The 15,527-nt window shown below is 71.1% G+C and carries 12 protein-coding genes and 3 tRNA genes; 9 read left to right on the top strand and 6 right to left on the bottom strand.

The annotated features are described in order from the left end of the window. The first annotated feature begins 51 nt into the window (after positions 1–51). From ACQPZZ_RS37475 to ACQPZZ_RS37455, 5 genes are all read left to right on the top strand, one after another. Complete coding sequence (locus ACQPZZ_RS37475) at positions 52–687, top strand: TetR/AcrR family transcriptional regulator C-terminal domain-containing protein (protein WP_432926942.1); 636 nt, start codon at positions 52–54, stop codon at positions 685–687. Positions 688–744: 57 nt separating this feature from the next. After that, positions 745–2,379, top strand: a complete 1,635-nt coding sequence (locus tag ACQPZZ_RS37470) for a metallophosphoesterase family protein (protein WP_432926940.1) — start codon at positions 745–747, stop codon at positions 2,377–2,379. After that, positions 2,380–2,452, top strand: a tRNA-Glu gene (locus ACQPZZ_RS37465). It abuts the gene before it with no gap. 110 nt (positions 2,453–2,562) lie between these two features. Further along, a tRNA-Asp gene (locus ACQPZZ_RS37460) sits at positions 2,563–2,637 on the top strand. Positions 2,638–2,657: 20 nt separating this feature from the next. After that, a tRNA-Phe gene (locus ACQPZZ_RS37455) sits at positions 2,658–2,731 on the top strand. A gap of 397 nt (positions 2,732–3,128) precedes the next feature. On the opposite strand, the gene ACQPZZ_RS37450 is transcribed toward ACQPZZ_RS37455, so the two are convergent. Next, positions 3,129–3,359 (bottom strand): tyrosine-type recombinase/integrase, encoded by a 231-nt coding sequence (locus ACQPZZ_RS37450; protein WP_432926938.1) that lies wholly within the window; start codon positions 3,357–3,359, stop codon positions 3,129–3,131. Positions 3,360–3,781: 422 nt separating this feature from the next. Here ACQPZZ_RS37450 and ACQPZZ_RS37445 point away from each other — a divergent pair, with 422 nt between their 5' ends. The 3 genes from ACQPZZ_RS37445 to ACQPZZ_RS37435 all read left to right on the top strand — a co-directional run bounded on the left by ACQPZZ_RS37445 (position 3,782) and on the right by ACQPZZ_RS37435 (position 8,160). Beyond that, positions 3,782–4,609 carry a cyanophycinase gene (locus tag ACQPZZ_RS37445; protein ID WP_432926936.1) on the top strand — a complete coding sequence of 276 codons (828 nt, stop codon included), beginning with the start codon at positions 3,782–3,784 and terminating at the stop codon, positions 4,607–4,609. Between the two features lie 44 nt (positions 4,610–4,653). After that, entirely contained in the window at positions 4,654–7,386 is a 2,733-nt protein-coding gene (gene cphA / locus ACQPZZ_RS37440) for a cyanophycin synthetase (RefSeq protein ID WP_432926934.1), read from the top strand. A 225-nt stretch (positions 7,387–7,611) separates the two neighbouring features. Further along, on the top strand, positions 7,612–8,160 hold the full coding sequence (locus ACQPZZ_RS37435; RefSeq protein WP_432926932.1) for a barstar family protein: 549 nt from the start codon (positions 7,612–7,614) through the stop codon (positions 8,158–8,160). A 26-nt stretch (positions 8,161–8,186) separates the two neighbouring features. Here ACQPZZ_RS37435 and ACQPZZ_RS37430 read toward each other — a convergent pair whose 3' ends face one another. Then, complete coding sequence (locus ACQPZZ_RS37430) at positions 8,187–9,722, bottom strand: S8 family peptidase (RefSeq protein WP_432926930.1); 1,536 nt, start codon at positions 9,720–9,722, stop codon at positions 8,187–8,189. A 261-nt stretch (positions 9,723–9,983) separates the two neighbouring features. Here ACQPZZ_RS37430 and ACQPZZ_RS37425 point away from each other — a divergent pair, with 261 nt between their 5' ends. Further along, the gene (locus ACQPZZ_RS37425; RefSeq protein ID WP_432926928.1) at positions 9,984–10,760 is read left to right on the top strand and encodes a hypothetical protein; all 777 of its coding nucleotides are present in this window, start codon (positions 9,984–9,986) and stop codon (positions 10,758–10,760) included. 24 nt (positions 10,761–10,784) lie between these two features. On the opposite strand, the gene ACQPZZ_RS37420 is transcribed toward ACQPZZ_RS37425, so the two are convergent. Genes ACQPZZ_RS37420 through ACQPZZ_RS37405 form a run of 4 tightly spaced genes read right to left on the bottom strand, consistent with a single transcriptional unit; the run spans position 10,785 to position 15,445 of the window. Beyond that, positions 10,785–11,702, bottom strand: a complete 918-nt coding sequence (locus ACQPZZ_RS37420; RefSeq protein WP_432926926.1) for an alpha/beta fold hydrolase — start codon at positions 11,700–11,702, stop codon at positions 10,785–10,787. Further along, entirely contained in the window at positions 11,699–12,688 is a 990-nt protein-coding gene (locus tag ACQPZZ_RS37415; protein ID WP_432926924.1) for an NAD-dependent epimerase/dehydratase family protein, read from the bottom strand. Before ACQPZZ_RS37415 ends, ACQPZZ_RS37420 begins: the two co-directional genes overlap by 4 nt. Next, positions 12,685–14,421 (bottom strand): fatty acid CoA ligase family protein, encoded by a 1,737-nt coding sequence (locus ACQPZZ_RS37410; RefSeq protein ID WP_432926922.1) that lies wholly within the window; start codon positions 14,419–14,421, stop codon positions 12,685–12,687. The genes ACQPZZ_RS37415 and ACQPZZ_RS37410 overlap by 4 nt, the downstream gene beginning before the upstream one ends. A gap of 4 nt (positions 14,422–14,425) precedes the next feature. After that, positions 14,426–15,445, bottom strand: coding sequence for a 3-oxoacyl-ACP synthase III family protein (locus tag ACQPZZ_RS37405; protein ID WP_432926920.1), 1,020 nt, complete (start codon positions 15,443–15,445; stop codon positions 14,426–14,428). Between the last annotated feature and the right edge of the window lie 82 nt (positions 15,446–15,527).

Genomic DNA, 15,527 nt, shown 5'->3' with positions numbered 1-15,527 from the left:
GTTAAATTTAACGCTGTTAAGCATGGATTGAACGTCGTTAAGCTGTCAACCGTGGCACTCGAACGCGACACGATCGTCAGGACCGCCATCCGGCTCCTCGACGAGGTGGGGCTGGAGAAACTGACCTTGCGCAGGCTCGCGACCGAGCTGGGCGTGCAGGCTCCCGCCCTCTACTGGCACTTCCGCAACAAGCAGGAGCTCCTGGACGAGATGGCCGAGGCGATCTCCGTACAGGAGCCGCTGCGGCCGCTCGCCGAGGGGGAGCCGTGGGAGGAGTGGCTGGCGGAGTGGTGCCGGGGCCAGCGCCGCGCGTTCAAGGCGCACCGCGACACCGCGCGCCTCACCGCGGGCACCCACCCCGGCACGGCCACGCTGCAGACCGTCGAGACCATCCTGGAGTCGCTGCGGCGGGTCGGGTTCACGCTCACGGACGCCATATGGGGCGTCGGCACGCTCGCGAGCTTCCTCGGCGGGTTCGTGCTGGAGGAGCAATCCGACCAGGAGCGGGGAACGAACGACCCGGCCCTGTTCGCGGAGGCGCTGGAGAGCCTCGTGCCGTACCCGAACCTGCGCGCGGTCATGGCCGAGACCGGCGGCCCGCAGACCGACGCGTCCTTCGAGCACGGCCTGGCGCTGATTCTGTCCGGTATGCGGGCGCGCTTGGGGACTCAGGTGGACGGCCGGTAATCGGAACGCTGTGTTCTGGTAACCAAAAAAGCCGCGGTTTCGGGTAGGCAGGAAGGGATGGACAACTCGCGGTTGAGGGCGTTCGCCCACAGGACGGTCGGCAGCCGGTTCGCCCGTGTGCTCGTTCGCGTGCTCGCGGTCGTGCTCGCGGCGGTGGTCGGCGGATGGCTCGGCATGGCGTTCGGCGCCAAGGTGGACACTCCGGTCGGCCCCGCCGACATCGGGATGTCCCTGACCCCGTCCTGGCGCGGGGAGACCGTCATCGACGTACGGCCTCTGGGGACGCTCAGCTTCGACACCCACAACGGCCCGGCGCGGCTCGACCTGACGATCGAGGCGGTCCATCCGGAGATCGCGGAGGACATCCTCAAGAATCCCCGGTGGGCCGACCGGTTGCCGGCGACCATCGAGGCCGACGTCGTCTCCGGGCTGCGGAGCCTCGCCGTGCGCGCGGTGCTGTTCGCCGTCGTCACCGGTTTCCTCGTCGGCATGGTCGCCTTCCGGCGGCTGTCGCGGGCGGCCTGGACCGCGGCCGGCTCGCTGGCGATGGTCGTCGTCCTCGGCGGCGTCTCCGCGCTGACGTTCAACCCACGCTCGATCGCCGAGCCCCGGTACACCGGGCTGCTCACGGGCGTGCCGTCCCTGGTCGGCAGCGCACAGTCGATCGTGACCAAGTTCACCGAATACCGCGGCCAGCTCGCCAAGCTGGTGACCAACGTCTCCCAGCTGTACGAGGCCGGGTCGAACCTGCCGATTTTCGACCCCGACCCGGACACCATTCGCGTGCTGCACGTCTCCGACCTGCACATCAACCCGCTGGGCTGGAACGTGATCAAGTCGTTGAAGGACCAGTTCAAGGTCGCCATGATCATCGACACCGGTGACATCGCCGACCACGGGACCAAGGCCGAGAACGAGTACGTCAAGGAGATCGGCTCGCTCGGGGTGCCGTACGTCTTCGTGCGCGGCAACCACGACTCCATGACGACCCAGCGGGCGGTCGAGAAGCAGAAGAACGCGGTCGTCCTGGACGGCTCCGCCGCCACGGTCGAGGGGCTGAGCATCTACGGCATCGGCGACCCGCGGTTCACCCCGGACAAGTCCGTGCAGGCGGCGGGGGACGAGAGCAAGAGCCTCCTCGACCTGGGCCGGGCCAGCGCGGCCAAGCTGGCGCCGCGTGACTGGCCCAGGTCCGCCTCCACCTCGGCGCCGGACAAGATCGCGGCTGACATCGTGGCCGTCCACGATCCGACCGTGGGCCGGGGCCTGTCCGGATATGTGCCGCTCGTGCTGAGCGGGCACGTCCACGCGCGGTCCACCGAGCTGCTGCCCTCGGGCACCCGGCTGATGATCCAGGGATCCACCGGAGGCGCCGGCCTGCGCGGCCTGGAACACGACGAGCCCACCCCGCTGACGGCCTCGGTGCTCTACTTCGGCAAGAAGAGCCACCGGCTGGAGGCCTGGGACGACATCACCGTCGGTGGCCTCGGCGAGCAGTGGATCCAGTGTGAGCGTCATATCGAGCCGGACCCTGGCCGTACAATTTTTCCCGGGTCGCCGCAGGCCCCGCCGTCGCCGACGGCGACCGGCAGCGGCTCGCCGTCGCCGGTCGCTTTGGCATCAGGGGCAAACGTCCCCTATGCTTCAGAGGTCTCCGACGGAAGGCGTCACGGAACAGGGCGAAAGCCTTGAGCCCCCATCGTCTAGCGGCCTAGGACACCGCCCTTTCAAGGCGGCGGCACGGGTTCGAATCCCGTTGGGGGCACGTGGAGCGCGTCGAGCGCACCGGATGACGGAAGGTCGAAGACCTCCCGGAAGCTGGTAAGCTAGGCGAGCCGAACAACACGGGGAAGCGAAAGCTTCCTCGGACATAAAGGTCCTGTAGAGCAGTTTGGAGTGCTCGCCACCCTGTCAAGGTGGAGGTCGCGGGTTCAAGTCCCGTCAGGACCGCGTACGGCGGCAGCCGCCGAGGTCAGGTAGCTCAGTTGGTACGAGCGTCCGCCTGAAAAGCGGAAGGTCGGCAGTTCGACCCTGCCCCTGACCACATTCAATGAACAGCCCAAACGCCCCGAGCCGATCACGGCCGGGGCGTTCTTTGTTGGCTTCGACGACAACCCTGACGGTTGAGGTGTCGGAGCGGGTCCGCGAGGATTGCAGAGTGAGCCGCACCGACAACACGATGCCGCTACGTATCCAGGAGCAAGATGGCCGCCGAGCCAGGCGTGACGCCGGCGGATCATACCGAGGCATCGGCGTGGACACGAACATCGCAGAGCGCAAGGCCCGACGGCGCGTTCGCCTGACGCTTCTACGAGGTGAGGAACCGGAGCCGACAAGGCACCGCCACAGCGAGAAGTGGCTCTATTGATGGCTGATGAAAGAATCGCCCCGGCAACCCGGAGCGCTTCTCAGTTGCAGGCCAGGTCAGCCCAGAGCAATGCCTAGCTTGCCAAGGGCCGCACGCTTCTCGTCGGGAGAGTGTGGGCATACACCTGCATCGTGACCTCGATGTCGGAGTGACCGACGATCTCTCGCACGATGTGAGGCGGTACGCCGAGGTCGAGCAGGAGGCTCACGCAAGTGTGGCGAAGGTCGTGCAGCCGTACGGTTCCGAGGCCCGCGGTCTTGCGGATCGCGCCCCAGCTCTGGCGGAGGTTGTCGGGCTCCGACAAGCGATCTCTTCTTCGAGCCGCTTGAGCACCTTTGTCTTCTCTTCCAAAGACGCGTGCGCATACAGGTCCATTGTGACCTCTATGGCGCTGTGTCCGACGATCTCGCGGGCCACGTGCGGAGGCACGCCCACATCGAGGAGGGGCGAGACGGCGGCGTGCCGGACGTGTACGTCTCCAGCCCGGCACGTTTCCGGACGGAGTAGAAGTCCCGCAGCAGTCGACCGGGGCGCGCATGGAGGCTGAGGCGGGGACGGTGCGGGCGGGCAGCGCTCCGGGCCCCGGGCGCGGCTGGCACGTGTGTGGCGCCCCCGCGCTCCGAGTAACGCGAGCACTTGCGCTCCCAAACCAGACCATACGGGCCGAACTAGTTCATCTCGGATGATATCCGACGCCTAAGGGTAACAACTGGTCGAGGAGGGAGCATGGACGCGGACCAAGGGGATAGACCCGGTCATCCGGGCCGCCTGCTTGTCATCGGGGGCGCCGAGTGCCGCGGTTCCGGCCTGCTCGAGCGGTTCGTGGAGCTGGCTGGCGGCGAGGCGGCCCGGATCGTGCTGGTCACTACGGCCACCGGGGCGCCCGAGGAGGTGCACGCCGACTACGAGCGGGTGTTCCGCAAGCTCGGCGTGGACCACACCAGGGAACTGCGGCTGCGCGGGCGCTCCGACGCCGACGGCGACAACGCGGCCAAGCTCCTCGACGACGCCACGGGCGTGTTCTTCTCCGGCGGCGACCAGTCGCGGCTGCGCGCCCTGGTCGGCTCGCGGGCCAACGAGATCCTGCGCGAGCGGCTGCGCGCAGGCGGCGCGATCATCGCCGGGACCAGCGCCGGCGCCACCGCCATGGGCCGCACGATGATCCTCGGCGGCGATGGCCCCGGCGTGTCCGCCGCCACGGTGCGCACCGGACCGGGGCTCGGCCTGCTCCCGAGGGCGCTCATCATCGACATGCACTTCAGCGAGCGCGGCCGGCTCCCCCGGCTGCTCAGCGCCATGGCGCTCGACCTGGAGTACCTGGGCGTCGGCATCGGCGAGAACACCGGGATCCTGGTCGACGGCACCCGCTTCGAGGTGCTGGGCGCCGGCGTGGCCACGGTGGCCGACGGGCGGAACGCCACGGTCATCCACGCCGCCGGGGACGAAGACCCGATCACCCTGTTCGGCGTCCGGCTGCACCTGCTGCCCGCCGGGTGCGTCTTCGACATCGCGACCCGAGAGGCCACCATCGGGCCCGCGCACGACCGGTACTGATCACCGCCAGCCCGATCATCCGCCCAACCCTTGGGGAGTGTCACGTGCGTCTCGACGACCTGCGTCACCTGAGCGGACCCAACTCGTTCAGCACCCGGCCGGTCACCGTCGCGCGGCTCGAGCTCGAGGAGCTGACCGGCCGGAACACCACCGAGTACCCGGGCTTCGCCGGGCGGCTGACCGCGGTCCTGCCCGGGTTGGCCGAGCACCACTGCGCGGCCGGGCGTCCGGGCGGGTTCCTGGAGGCGATGGCCCGGGGCACCTACTTCGGCCACGTAACCGAGCACGTGACGCTGGAGCTGTCCAGCCTGGTGGGCCGCGACGTTTACCTGGGCCGGACCATGTGGGCCGGCGCCGACGGCCGCTACGACGTGATGACCGAGTGCCCGCAGGACGAGCCCGCGCAGTCCTCGGTGCCGGCCGAGCTGCTGGAACTGGCCATCACCACGGTCAAGCACATTCTCCTTGGGCGCATCCCCGACCTGCCGCTCGAACTGGCCAGGATCGCTCGGGTCGTGGAGCGGGAGCGCCTCGGCGTGAGCACGGCCGCGCTCGCGGGCGCGGCCCGCCGCCGGGGGATACCGGTCCGCCGGGTCGGCCGGCTGAGCATGCTGCGGCTCGGATACGGGCGCTATCGCCGGCTGGTGTGTGCCGCGCTGACCGAGCAGACGTCGGTGATCGGCGTGGACATCGCGGCCGACAAGATGCTGACCAAGCAGCTGCTGTCCGACGCGGGCATCCCGGTGCCCGATGGGGTTGCGGCCTGGTGCGCGGCCGACGCCGCGGGGGCGCTGGCCCGGCTCGGCGGGCCGGTCGTGATCAAGCCGCTCCAGGGCAGCCACGGTGCCAACGTGACCGTCGGCGTGACCACCGCCGCTGCCGCGGCCGCGGCCTACGCCCAGGCGGCGGCCGACGGCGAGGGCGCGATCGTGGAGAAGTTCGTGCCCGGCACCGACTACCGGGTGCTGGTGGTCGACGGCCAGGTGGTGGCCGTGGCCGAGCTGCGACCGGCCTCGGTGACCGGCGATGGTGCCTCCGACATCACCCAACTCGTCGACGTGGCGAATGCCGACCCGCGCCGGGGCGAGGGCCACTCCCGAGAGCTGACCAAGATCCAACTGGACGAGTGCGCGCTCGCGCACCTGGAGGCCCAGGGCCTGGGCCCGGCGTCGGTCCCGGCCCGCGGCCAGCTCGTGACCCTGCGCCGGAACGCGAACCTGTCCACTGGCGGAACCAGCCGCGACGTGACCGACCTGGTCCACGAGGACGTGGCCGACATGTGCCGCCGGGCCGCGGCCGTGGTCGGCCTGGACGTCTGCGGCATCGACGTGCGGCTGGCCGACATCGCGGCACCGATGGGGTGCGGCGGGGCCGGTCACGGCGGGGCTGAGCCCGGGGCCGTGATCGAGATCAACGCGTGCCCCGGGCTGCGGATGCACCTGTCCCCGGCCGAGGGGGCGCCGCGAGACGTGGCCGGCGCGGTGATCGACAGCCTGTACCCGCCCGGCGCCCCATCTCGGGTCCCGGTCGTCGCGGTCACCGGGACCAACGGGAAGACCACGACGGTCCGCATGATCGGCCACATCCTGAGCAAGGCCGGGATGCGGGTGGGGATGTCCACCACGGACGGGGTCTACTCCGGCGGCCGGCTGGTCTACGACGCCGACGCCTCGGGCCCGCGGTCCGCGGACATGGTGCTCGACGACACCAGCATCGAGGCCGCGGTGCTGGAGACGGCACGCGGCGGGATCATCCGCGGTGGGCTCGGCTACGACCAGGCCGACGTGGCCGTGGTCACCAACATCACCGCCGACCACCTGGGCACGGACGGCGTGGAAGATCTCGACGAGCTGGTCGAGGTGAAGGCGCTGGTCGCCGAGGAGGTTCGCGAGGGCGGGACCGTCGTGCTGAACGCCGACGACCCGCTGGTCGCCGCGCTCGCCGACCGGCCGCGGGTGCGCGGGCGTGCGTCCGTGATCAGGTATTTCAGCCTGGTGAACGGCAACCCGGTCATCGAACGGCACCGGCGGGCGGGCGGCCTGGCCTACGAGCTTCGCAACGGCGAGCTGGTCGAGTTCGATGCGGACCGGGAGCGGGCGCTGCTCAGCGTGGCCGAGCTGCCCGGCGCGTACGGCGGGCTCGCCCCGCACGTGATCGCGAACGCGCTGGCCGCGGTGGCGGCCTGCCGCGGGCTCGGGGTCAGCGCCAAGGACATCCGGCGCGCGCTGGGAACGTTCACGCCGGCCGAGTCGAACCCGGGGCGCGGCCACGTCTACCTGGCCGGCGGCGGCCCGGTGATATTGGACTACGGCCACAACGCCGCCGCGCTCGACGCGACCGGCCGCATGATCAGCGATGTCTGGGGCGGCGAGCCCGTGGCGGCGATCACGCTGCCCGGCGACCGCCGCGACGATCTGGTGGCCCACTCGGCCGAGGCCGTCGCCGCGTGGTTCGGCCGGATCGTCGTTTACGAGGACGCCGACAAGCGCGGCCGCCGGCCCGGCGAGATGACCGGCCTGATCACCGCGGCCATGCGCCGGGCCCGGCCCGGCATCGGCCTCGCCACCGCCGAAGGGCCGCAGGCCGCCCTGCGCATCGCGGTCACGATGGCCGCCGGCCACCCGGTCCTGTTCGTCTACGAGAAGCTGGCCATGGCCCGCCAAGCCCTCGAGGCCCTGAACGCCCGCCCCTGGCCCGCCGGAGCAGTCCCGCCCGCACCCGCCGACGCCGGTCCCGCCTGCTCCTTCCATCGAGACGCCGCAATCACGGATGACTAAAAGCCCCCTCCGGGGACGACAACGGTGACGACAACGTCGGCCACCACGAGCACACCACGGCAGCCGTCCACAGCCTTCTGGCCTCGAGCCGGTCGAGCGGAGCAGGGCGGTCGGTCTGCCGGAAAAGCGGAAGGTCGGCAGCTCGACCCTGCCCCTGACCATCACCCTTGAACAGCCAAAACGCCCCGAGTAATCACGCTCCGGGGCGTTTTTTCATGCCCAGGTATGGCAAGAGAGGAATCGCTGACCATTGTCCGTCTTCAGCGCCGGTGGCGGACAAGACAGTTTGATCGTCCGCCAGGCCGCGCGTATGACCTCAATGGATCGCACGTCACCGACAAGGCCGGCTTCTACCTTGCGATCGGAGAGGCGATCAACGGGCCGGGTGGGTACTTCGGCTGCAACCTCGACGCGCTGAACGACTGCCTGCGCGGGAGGTTCGGGGCGCGGACGCCCCGGCTCGCGGCCCGGCTCGGCCGCCAGGTCGTCACCGTGGGAGCCCTGGTCGTCGCTCTCGGGTACGCGGCCCTGGCCGAGACGGCCTCGGCCATGGGCGCCGGGCGTCCCGTCGCGTGGATCATCCCGGGCCTGCTCGTCGCCGGCGCGGGAATGGGCTTGATCATGGCCCCACTGCCCGCGATCGTCCTGGCCGGCACCGATCCCCGGCACGCCGCCGCGGCCTCGGGCGTCCTGCGCCCGCCGTCGACGGGCGCGGGACGTCGCCCTATGACACTGGGCCTGCACCGTCATGACGGTGCAGGCCCAGCGTGGTGATGTCGTCAGGTGATACCGAGGTCAGTTCACTTGACGACCGCGAGGGTGTCGACGACACCGGCGCCGAAGAAACCGTTGTCGTCGGCGGTGCCGGTGCAGGCCGCGGTGTTCGGCGGGCACGGCTTGGGCACGGCCCGCGCCTTGAGCTCGCTGATCATCTGGGCCGGCGACCACGACGGGTGGGCCGACTTCATCTGCGCCATGACGCCGGCGACGTGCGGGCTCGCCATCGACGTACCGCTCTTGGTGCCGTAGCCGTCGACCCCCGTCCGGGTGTTCCACGTCGTCGAGTAGATCGACGAGCCGGGAGCCGCGACGTCGATCTTGCCGAGGCCGTAGTTGGAGAAGGACGACCGGACGCTGTCCAGCGTGGTGCCCACGCGCTGCAGGGACGCGACCGTCACGACGCCGTCGAACTCGGCCGGGATGTCGTTGCAGCCGCTGTTGATCGTGCGCGCGGTCGGCTTCGGCGCGTCGTTGGGGCTGCCCGTGTCCACGGTCTTGTTGGCGATGTCGTAGTTGGAGTTGCCCGCCGCGGCGACGTTGACGACGCCCTGCTTGGTGGCCCACTGCACGGCACGCCGGACGGCCTCCTTGCTGGCGGCCTGGTCGGGCTGGTCGTCACACCAGAACTCGAACGGGTCGACGTAGTAGGAGTTGTTCGTGACGTCCATGTGCTTCAGGCCCGCCCACATGAAGCCGCAGACGGCGTACTCCGGGTAGATGAAGCCGTCGTCGTTGACGACCTTGACGGACGCCATGCGCACGTTCGGCGCGACACCGACGATGCCGACGTTGTTGCGGGCGGCGGCGATGGTGCCGGCGACGTGCGTGCCGTGGTCACTCGTCGTCGGGCGCCAGGCCAGCGGCGTCTGATCCGGACGGCCGACGTTGCTGCAGTTCACCGAGTTCGCGACGTCGATGTTGGCCTTGAGGTCCGGGTGCGTCGGCGAGATGCCGCTGTCGAGCACCCCGACGAGGACGTTGCGGTTGCCGTCGGAGATCGCCTGCGCCTGCGGGGCCTTGATCATCTGCATGTCCCACTGGACGCCCTCGTTGGGGTCGAGGCTCCCACCCGGCTGCGGGTCGGACGGGATGTCCCCGTTGACCGGCTTCTTGGCGCCCTGCTTGTACCCGTTGGCGCCGGGGCCCCACGGCGGGGCCAGGTCGGCCGGCGTCCCCTCGGACACCCCGGCCGTGCGGGTGGCGCCGACGGAGGCGACCGCGTTGCCACCCTTGGAGGTGACGTTCACGCGGAAGGCCGCGCGGTCGGAGTGGGCGACGACCACGCCGATCTCGGGCCAGGACTGGACGACGACACCTCCGGCGGCCTCGACCGCGCGCTCGACGAGACGAGTCTGGCCGGGGTTGGCGATCCGGGCGTTGACGACGTAGCTCATGAGCATCCCGTCGGGGATGTCCACGTTGACCGGTGTCGACGTCGGCTCGTCGGTGGTGGCCGCGCTGGCCGAGTCGGTCACGCCTCCGAGGAAGGCGGCACCCACCATGGCGAACGCCGCGGCGGTGGCCGCGAGGCGTCGCTTGGGCAGGGCATGCTGCATGCGTTGCTCCTAGAACGGTGAGACCGCGGCACCGTCGCCGCGGCCTGGCTGGCTTCGGCGCTGAAAGTCCTGAATCGCCCTGAATTGATCCTTTAAGGTTGGTCCGTGACGGTAACAGCTCGATCGTGAATTGTTCAAGAGTTCACCAAGGCGTAGGGCTGACCGGCCGATCGACGATCAAATGCGCAAGGTGATCATTGTCCGAACGGCGCTTGCGGGCTTCGGATGAACCACGGTGAGAACGCTTACGTGGTGTGAGGCATGAGAAGACTGCGAATGATCGTGCTCGTGGCGGTGGCGGCGCTGACCGCGGCTTGTGGGGGAGTGGAACCGGAGACGTCGGCGGCCGCGGCCGACGGCGGGCCGGTGCAGCCGGTGGCCTTCTGGGGCGCGGAAGGCGGGTTCGTGACCGCGACCATGAACGCGCTGCGTCCGCCGAGAGTGATGGTGTACGGCGACGGCCTGGTGATCGTCGACGCGAGCAAGCGGATGACGCTCACCGATGCCGAGGTGGGCGATGTGGTCGCGCGGATGGAGGAGTTCCTGACCGGGCAGTCGCCGACCGCGAAGCCGAAGCCGGGCGCGCCGTCGGTGACGGACCTGCCCGACACCGTCCTCGGCGTACGGGGGAAGGACGGGAAGATGCTGGAGGTGCGGGTCCCGGCCCTGGAGCAGCTCGCGGACTTCTACCCGAAGCGACTGGTGGACGCGAAGAAGCTGATGGAGGGCCTGGCGACCCGTACCGCCGCGGAGGGCGCCGACTACGTCGCCACCCGCGTCCGGCTGGTCGCCGACGAGGCCCCGTCGGCGGAGGGCAGGCCGTCGCCCTGGCCCGAGGGCGTTCCTGAGCCTTCTGGCGTGGTGGACCCGGTCTGGCAGAAGGACGTCGAGGGGGTGGCGGCGAACGCGATCACCAAGGCGGTTCCCGCCGGGCAGGAGTACGGCCGGTCGCTCTTCACGACCCGCTCAGGGGTGGTCTTCGTGCTCTCCTGGCGATACCTGCTGCCGCACGAACAGTCAGGCGACGGCCACCTGTGATCGACGGCGCCGGACCTCCCGCCGTCACCGCTCATGGCGCAGGAACGAGTGGATGGCGGGGACGAGGTCGGCGTGGGCGTCTTCCAGCAGGTAGTGGCCCGCGCCGGGATACAGGCGAGTCCGGGCGGCGGGAAAGCGCCGCAGCCATTCGGCCAGCACGGCGCGGTCGAAGACCGGGTCGCCCATTCCCCAGGCGATCAACGTCGGCCGGTCGGCGAACCGCGCCAGCGACCTGCCGGTGTCCTGGAGAACGGGCCAGGAAGGGTCGCCGGGGCGCAACGGGATGTCCTGGACGAAGCGTTGGATGGCCACGCGGTGCTCGGGCCGGTCGTAGGGGGCCAGGAACGCCGAGCGCACCGGAGCGGGCATCCGGCGCCGGACTCCCAGCGGCCGCCAGGTGGCGCCGCGGGCGAAGAGGTTGTGGCGCAGGAACAGGCGGGTGCCGAGCCGGGTGTCGCGCAGCACCCGGAACGGCAGCCGCAGCAGAGGGCGTACGCGTTCGCCGTACGGGTTGGGGAAGGCCGCGGTGTTCAGCAGGACCAGGCGGGCGACCCGGCCGGGGTAGCGGCAGGCCCAGGTCATGCCGATCGGCCCGCCCCAGTCGTGCAGCACGAGTGTCCACCCGTGGTCGGGGGCGCCGTCGGCGATGAGGTGTCCGGTCAGGGCGTCCAGGTCGTCCACGCGGGCGGCCAGGTCGTAGGGATACCGGTCGGTTCCCGGCTTGTCCGACAGGCCCATGCCGATGTGGTCGGGAGCGACGCAGCGGAACTCCTCGCGCAGCGCGAGGATCGGCCGCCGCCACAGGTAGCTCCAGGACGGGTTCCCGTGCAGGAACAGCACCGGCTGTCCCGCTCCCTCGTCCAGGTAGTGCTGGCGCAGGCCGTCACGACGCGCGTGGGCGAACCATCGGGACGTGAACGGATAATCCGGGAACACGGTCACCGGATCTTCTGCGCGGACAGGTGGGCGGCGAGCCGGGCCAGTCCTTCCGCCATGCTCACCCGGGGCCGGTAGCCGAGGTCGCGACGGGCCGCGGAGATGTCGAACCAGTGCGCCGTCGAGGCCTGCTCCACCAGGAACATCAGTGGTGGCAGGCGCCGCGCCCACGGCAGTCCGCGAGCCCGCTCCAGCAGCCGGGCCGCCCGCAGGACCGGTCCGGCCGGTGCCCGGCGTGTCACCGGGGGCGACCCGGCGGCGCGCAGCAGCAGGTTGAGCCATTCCCCGAAACCACAGGGCTCGCCCTGGGTGATGAAGTAGGCCCGGCCGGTCTGCGGCGAACCGGGACGCAACCGGTCGAGGGCGAGCAGGTGGGCGTCGGCGGCGTTGTCGATGTAGACGGTGTCGACGGTCTTGTCCGCCTCGCCGAGCAGCCACAGCAGGCGGCGGTGTGCCACCAGCCTGGGCAGGAAGTGCGGATCTCCCGGCCCCCAGATGAGATGCGGACGCAACGCGACCGCCGTCACCCGCCCGGCCGCGGCATCGGTGAGGACGAGCCGTTCGGCTTCGGCCTTGGTCCGGGGATAGGCGGCGGGAAAACGGCGGGAGTAGGGCGCGGACTCGTCCACTCCCTCCAGATCCCGCCCGTCGTGGACGACGCTCGGTGAGGACGTGTGCACCAGGTGTGCCCCGTGACGCGCGCAGGCGTCCAGCACGTTCCGCGTCCCCGACACGTTGATCTCCTCGTAGTCCCGGTCCCGTCCGTTCACGCCGGCCTTCGCGGCGCAGTGCACGACCGCCTCGCACGCGGCGACGGCGGCCAGCACCGCCGCGCGGTCGCGGACGTCGGCCAGGTGCTGGGTGACCCCGAGAGCCGCCAGCGCGGGGCTGTGGTGCCGCTGAAGTGCGTGCACGTCGTCACCGCGGGCGGCCAGCCGCCGGCAGACGGCCTCTCCCAGGAAGCCGCCGCCCCCGGTCACCAGGACCCTCATCGTCCGCCCGCCCGTACGCGTCGCGCGGCCCACAGGGCGAGCTCGTGCCGGCGGATCTTGCTGTTGTGCCGGGCGTCGACCGGGAACCCGGGGTGGAACAGCACATCCCGAAGCGCAGCGGTGTGCGGATGGCGGGCAGCCGTGTCCAGGATGCCGGCCGTCACACGCGCGTCGTCCTGGGATCCCGGTTCGCGCTCCACGACCAGGACCGCACGCTGGGAGCCGGCGGGACCGACGCCGACCAGCGCGGTGCGGCGGACCCCCGGTACGGAGGCGAAGACGGGTTCGACCTGGTCGGTGTAGAGGTCACCGCCGGCGGTGCGGACCCGTTCCGATTTGCGTCCGGCGAACCAGAGCCGTCCCTGCTCGTCGAACCGGCCGACGTCCCCCATCCGGTGCCAAACCCGGTCCCCGTCGCCGATCCGGGCCAGCCTGGTCGCCTCCGGATCGTCCAGATAGGGGTCGCTGACGGTGGGGGCGGCCACGATGATCTCCCCAATGGTGCCGGGCGGCACGACCAGGTCCTCGCTCCACCGTTCGATCGGGTCGTCGCTGACGGCGATGACGCGCACCTCGGCACCCGGCAGCGGAGAACCCAGGCAGGTGCCCGCCCCGGCGGTGGTGGCCGCGGCGTGCCCGGCGAGCGGGCGGCTCTCGATCGCGGCCACCGGCATGCACTCGGTGGCGCCGTACACCGACAGCACCCGCGCGTCGTCGCGCAGGCAGCCGCGCAGGAGGTCCATCACCGGCATCGGCAGCGGAGCCCCGGCGGACACCACGTCGCCGAGCGTGTTCAGCACCAGACCATGGGCGGCGCAGTGACGCGCGAGCCGGTCCAGCAGCGCGGGAGCGGCGAACATCCCGGCCACGCGATACCGCTGGATGTCGGCGACCAGGGCGGCCGGATCGGCCCGTACAGGATGCCGCGGGTCCATGTCCGGGATCACCACCGTCGCCCCGAACGCCGCCGCGCCCAGGGCGAACGGCGCGAACGTCGACAACACCGGCGTTCCCGGTTCCACCGTGCCGAGTTCGCCCAGCAGGGTGAGCTGCGCGGTCAGGTGCCGGTGGCGCAGCGGCACGCCCTTGGGCGGGCCGGTGGATCCGGAGGTGTAGGCGATCAGCGCCAGGTCGTCGGGGCCTGCGGAGGGCCACCCTCCCGGCTCGCCGGGCCGAAGGCCACGTCCGGGCCCGCCCGGCGGCCCCGCGTCCGACAGGCGGGCCGAGCCGGGAAGGCGCCGCGAGGGGACCGTGACGGACACGCGGACGTCGGGCGTCCAGCGCAGCAGCCTCCTGGCCAGGTGCACGGCGGGAATCGCGACGAACGCCTCGGGCGCCGCCTGGCGCAGACAGCGTTTGATGGCGTCGAGTGGCAGCCCGGGATCGACCAGCACAGGCACCGCGCGAAGCCGCACCAGGGCGACGGCCAGCGCGCCCAGGTCCGGGCCCGGCGGCACCAGCAGACCGGTACGCATGCCCGGGCGGATTCCGGAATCGGCGAGGATCGCGACGGTGCGGTCCACCGACCGCGACATCTGCCCGTAGGTGACGGCCACCGGGGTCCGGCCACCGACCTGGCAGGCGATCACGTCGGGCTGCTCGCGGAACCACCGCTCGGCGCGGGCGATCAGCTCACCGGCCGGCTCGGCCGGGCCGGATTCGCTCGGGCCGGATTCGCTCGGGCCGGATTCGCTCGGGCCGGATTCGCTGGGAGGGGTCGCCTGTGTGGTCACCGGATCACCACCGCACGACGACGATTCCGGCACTGGCCCCGCTGGCCAGGCCGACGAGGGCGACCAGGTCGCCGCGTCGTACCCGTCCGGACCCGACCACCCGCGCCAGTTGCACGAGCAGCGTCGCCGCGACGAGGTTGCCGTGCTGGGCGATGGTGACGACGACTTTGCCCTGCGGTATGCGCACCTGGTCGCAGAACCACCACAGCGTCGGCAGCGTCGCCTGGTGCACGCAGACGGCCGCGAAGTCGTCCCAGGTCAGCCCGAGATCGGCGAGGGGTTTGTGGAAGACGGCGTAGTCGATGTTCTCGATGCCGCGCACCAGCTCGACGGAGTCGACGATCAGCGGCCCGATGGTGGGCCGGTCCGCCCACGGGTCGCTGGTGAGGTTGTCCACGGCGGAGACCGCCGCCTGCCATCCGGCGGAGTACGCGGAGAACCGGTGGGCGAGCACCCCCGGTTCGGTGCCGGCCTCCAGGAGCAACGCGGCGCCGGCGTCGGAGACGGTGTAGGACGCGGCGACGGTGACGTACTCCTCGGCGTCGGCCAGGGTCCACGGCGTGCCGGCGGTGGGCAGCTCTCCGCAGCAGATGAGGATCCGCCGATGACGGCCGCCGGAGATCAGCGCGTCGGCCACCTGGATGGCGTTCAGCACGCTGTTGCAGGCGTTGCGTATGTCGAAGACCGGGCAGCAGGCCCCGATCTTGGCGGCCACGACGTGTCCGGTGGCCGGCTCGACGGCGTCGGACGACACTCCCGCGTAGATGAGCAGGTCGAGATCGGCGGCCTGGAGGTCGTTGTCCTCCAGGACCCGGCGGGCGGCGTGTGCCGCAAGGTCGGACGGCTTCTCGTGGGGAGGGGCGACGTGCCGGCGCCGGACTCCGCTGTGGTCGTGGATCAGCCCGCGGGGCAGGTCCAGTGACGGGTTGCGGGCGGCGAGCCGGTCCTCCAGCTCGGCCGTGCTCAGCGTGGTCTCGGGCAGGTGGGCGGCCACCCCGGCCAGCCGGGTGTGCAGAGTCAACACAGGCCTCTCTTCTGTGCCGGTCTTGGGTGCCGGACCTGAACGGCCGGCGGGGGAGGGAGGGACCCGTGGCCGTGGACGTCGC

It is taken from the genome of Microbispora sp. CA-135349 (assembly GCF_050947365.1).
GTDB lineage: Bacteria > Actinomycetota > Actinomycetes > Streptosporangiales > Streptosporangiaceae > Microbispora.
This window is presented reverse-complemented; position numbering and strand designations above follow the sequence as displayed.

What these genes read in the sequence shown, in the direction of transcription:
- ACQPZZ_RS37470 (WP_432926940.1), top strand. Translation starts at nt 745, where the DNA reads ATGGACAACTCGCGGTTGAGGGCGTTCGCCCACAGGACGGTCGGCAGC.
- ACQPZZ_RS37445 (WP_432926936.1), top strand. Translation starts at nt 3,782, where the DNA reads ATGGACGCGGACCAAGGGGATAGACCCGGTCATCCGGGCCGCCTGCTT.
- ACQPZZ_RS37435 (WP_432926932.1), top strand. Translation starts at nt 7,612, where the DNA reads ATGGCAAGAGAGGAATCGCTGACCATTGTCCGTCTTCAGCGCCGGTGG.
- ACQPZZ_RS37430 (WP_432926930.1), bottom strand. Translation starts at nt 9,722, where the DNA reads ATGCAGCATGCCCTGCCCAAGCGACGCCTCGCGGCCACCGCCGCGGCG.
- ACQPZZ_RS37425 (WP_432926928.1), top strand. Translation starts at nt 9,984, where the DNA reads ATGAGAAGACTGCGAATGATCGTGCTCGTGGCGGTGGCGGCGCTGACC.
- ACQPZZ_RS37415 (WP_432926924.1), bottom strand. Translation starts at nt 12,688, where the DNA reads ATGAGGGTCCTGGTGACCGGGGGCGGCGGCTTCCTGGGAGAGGCCGTC.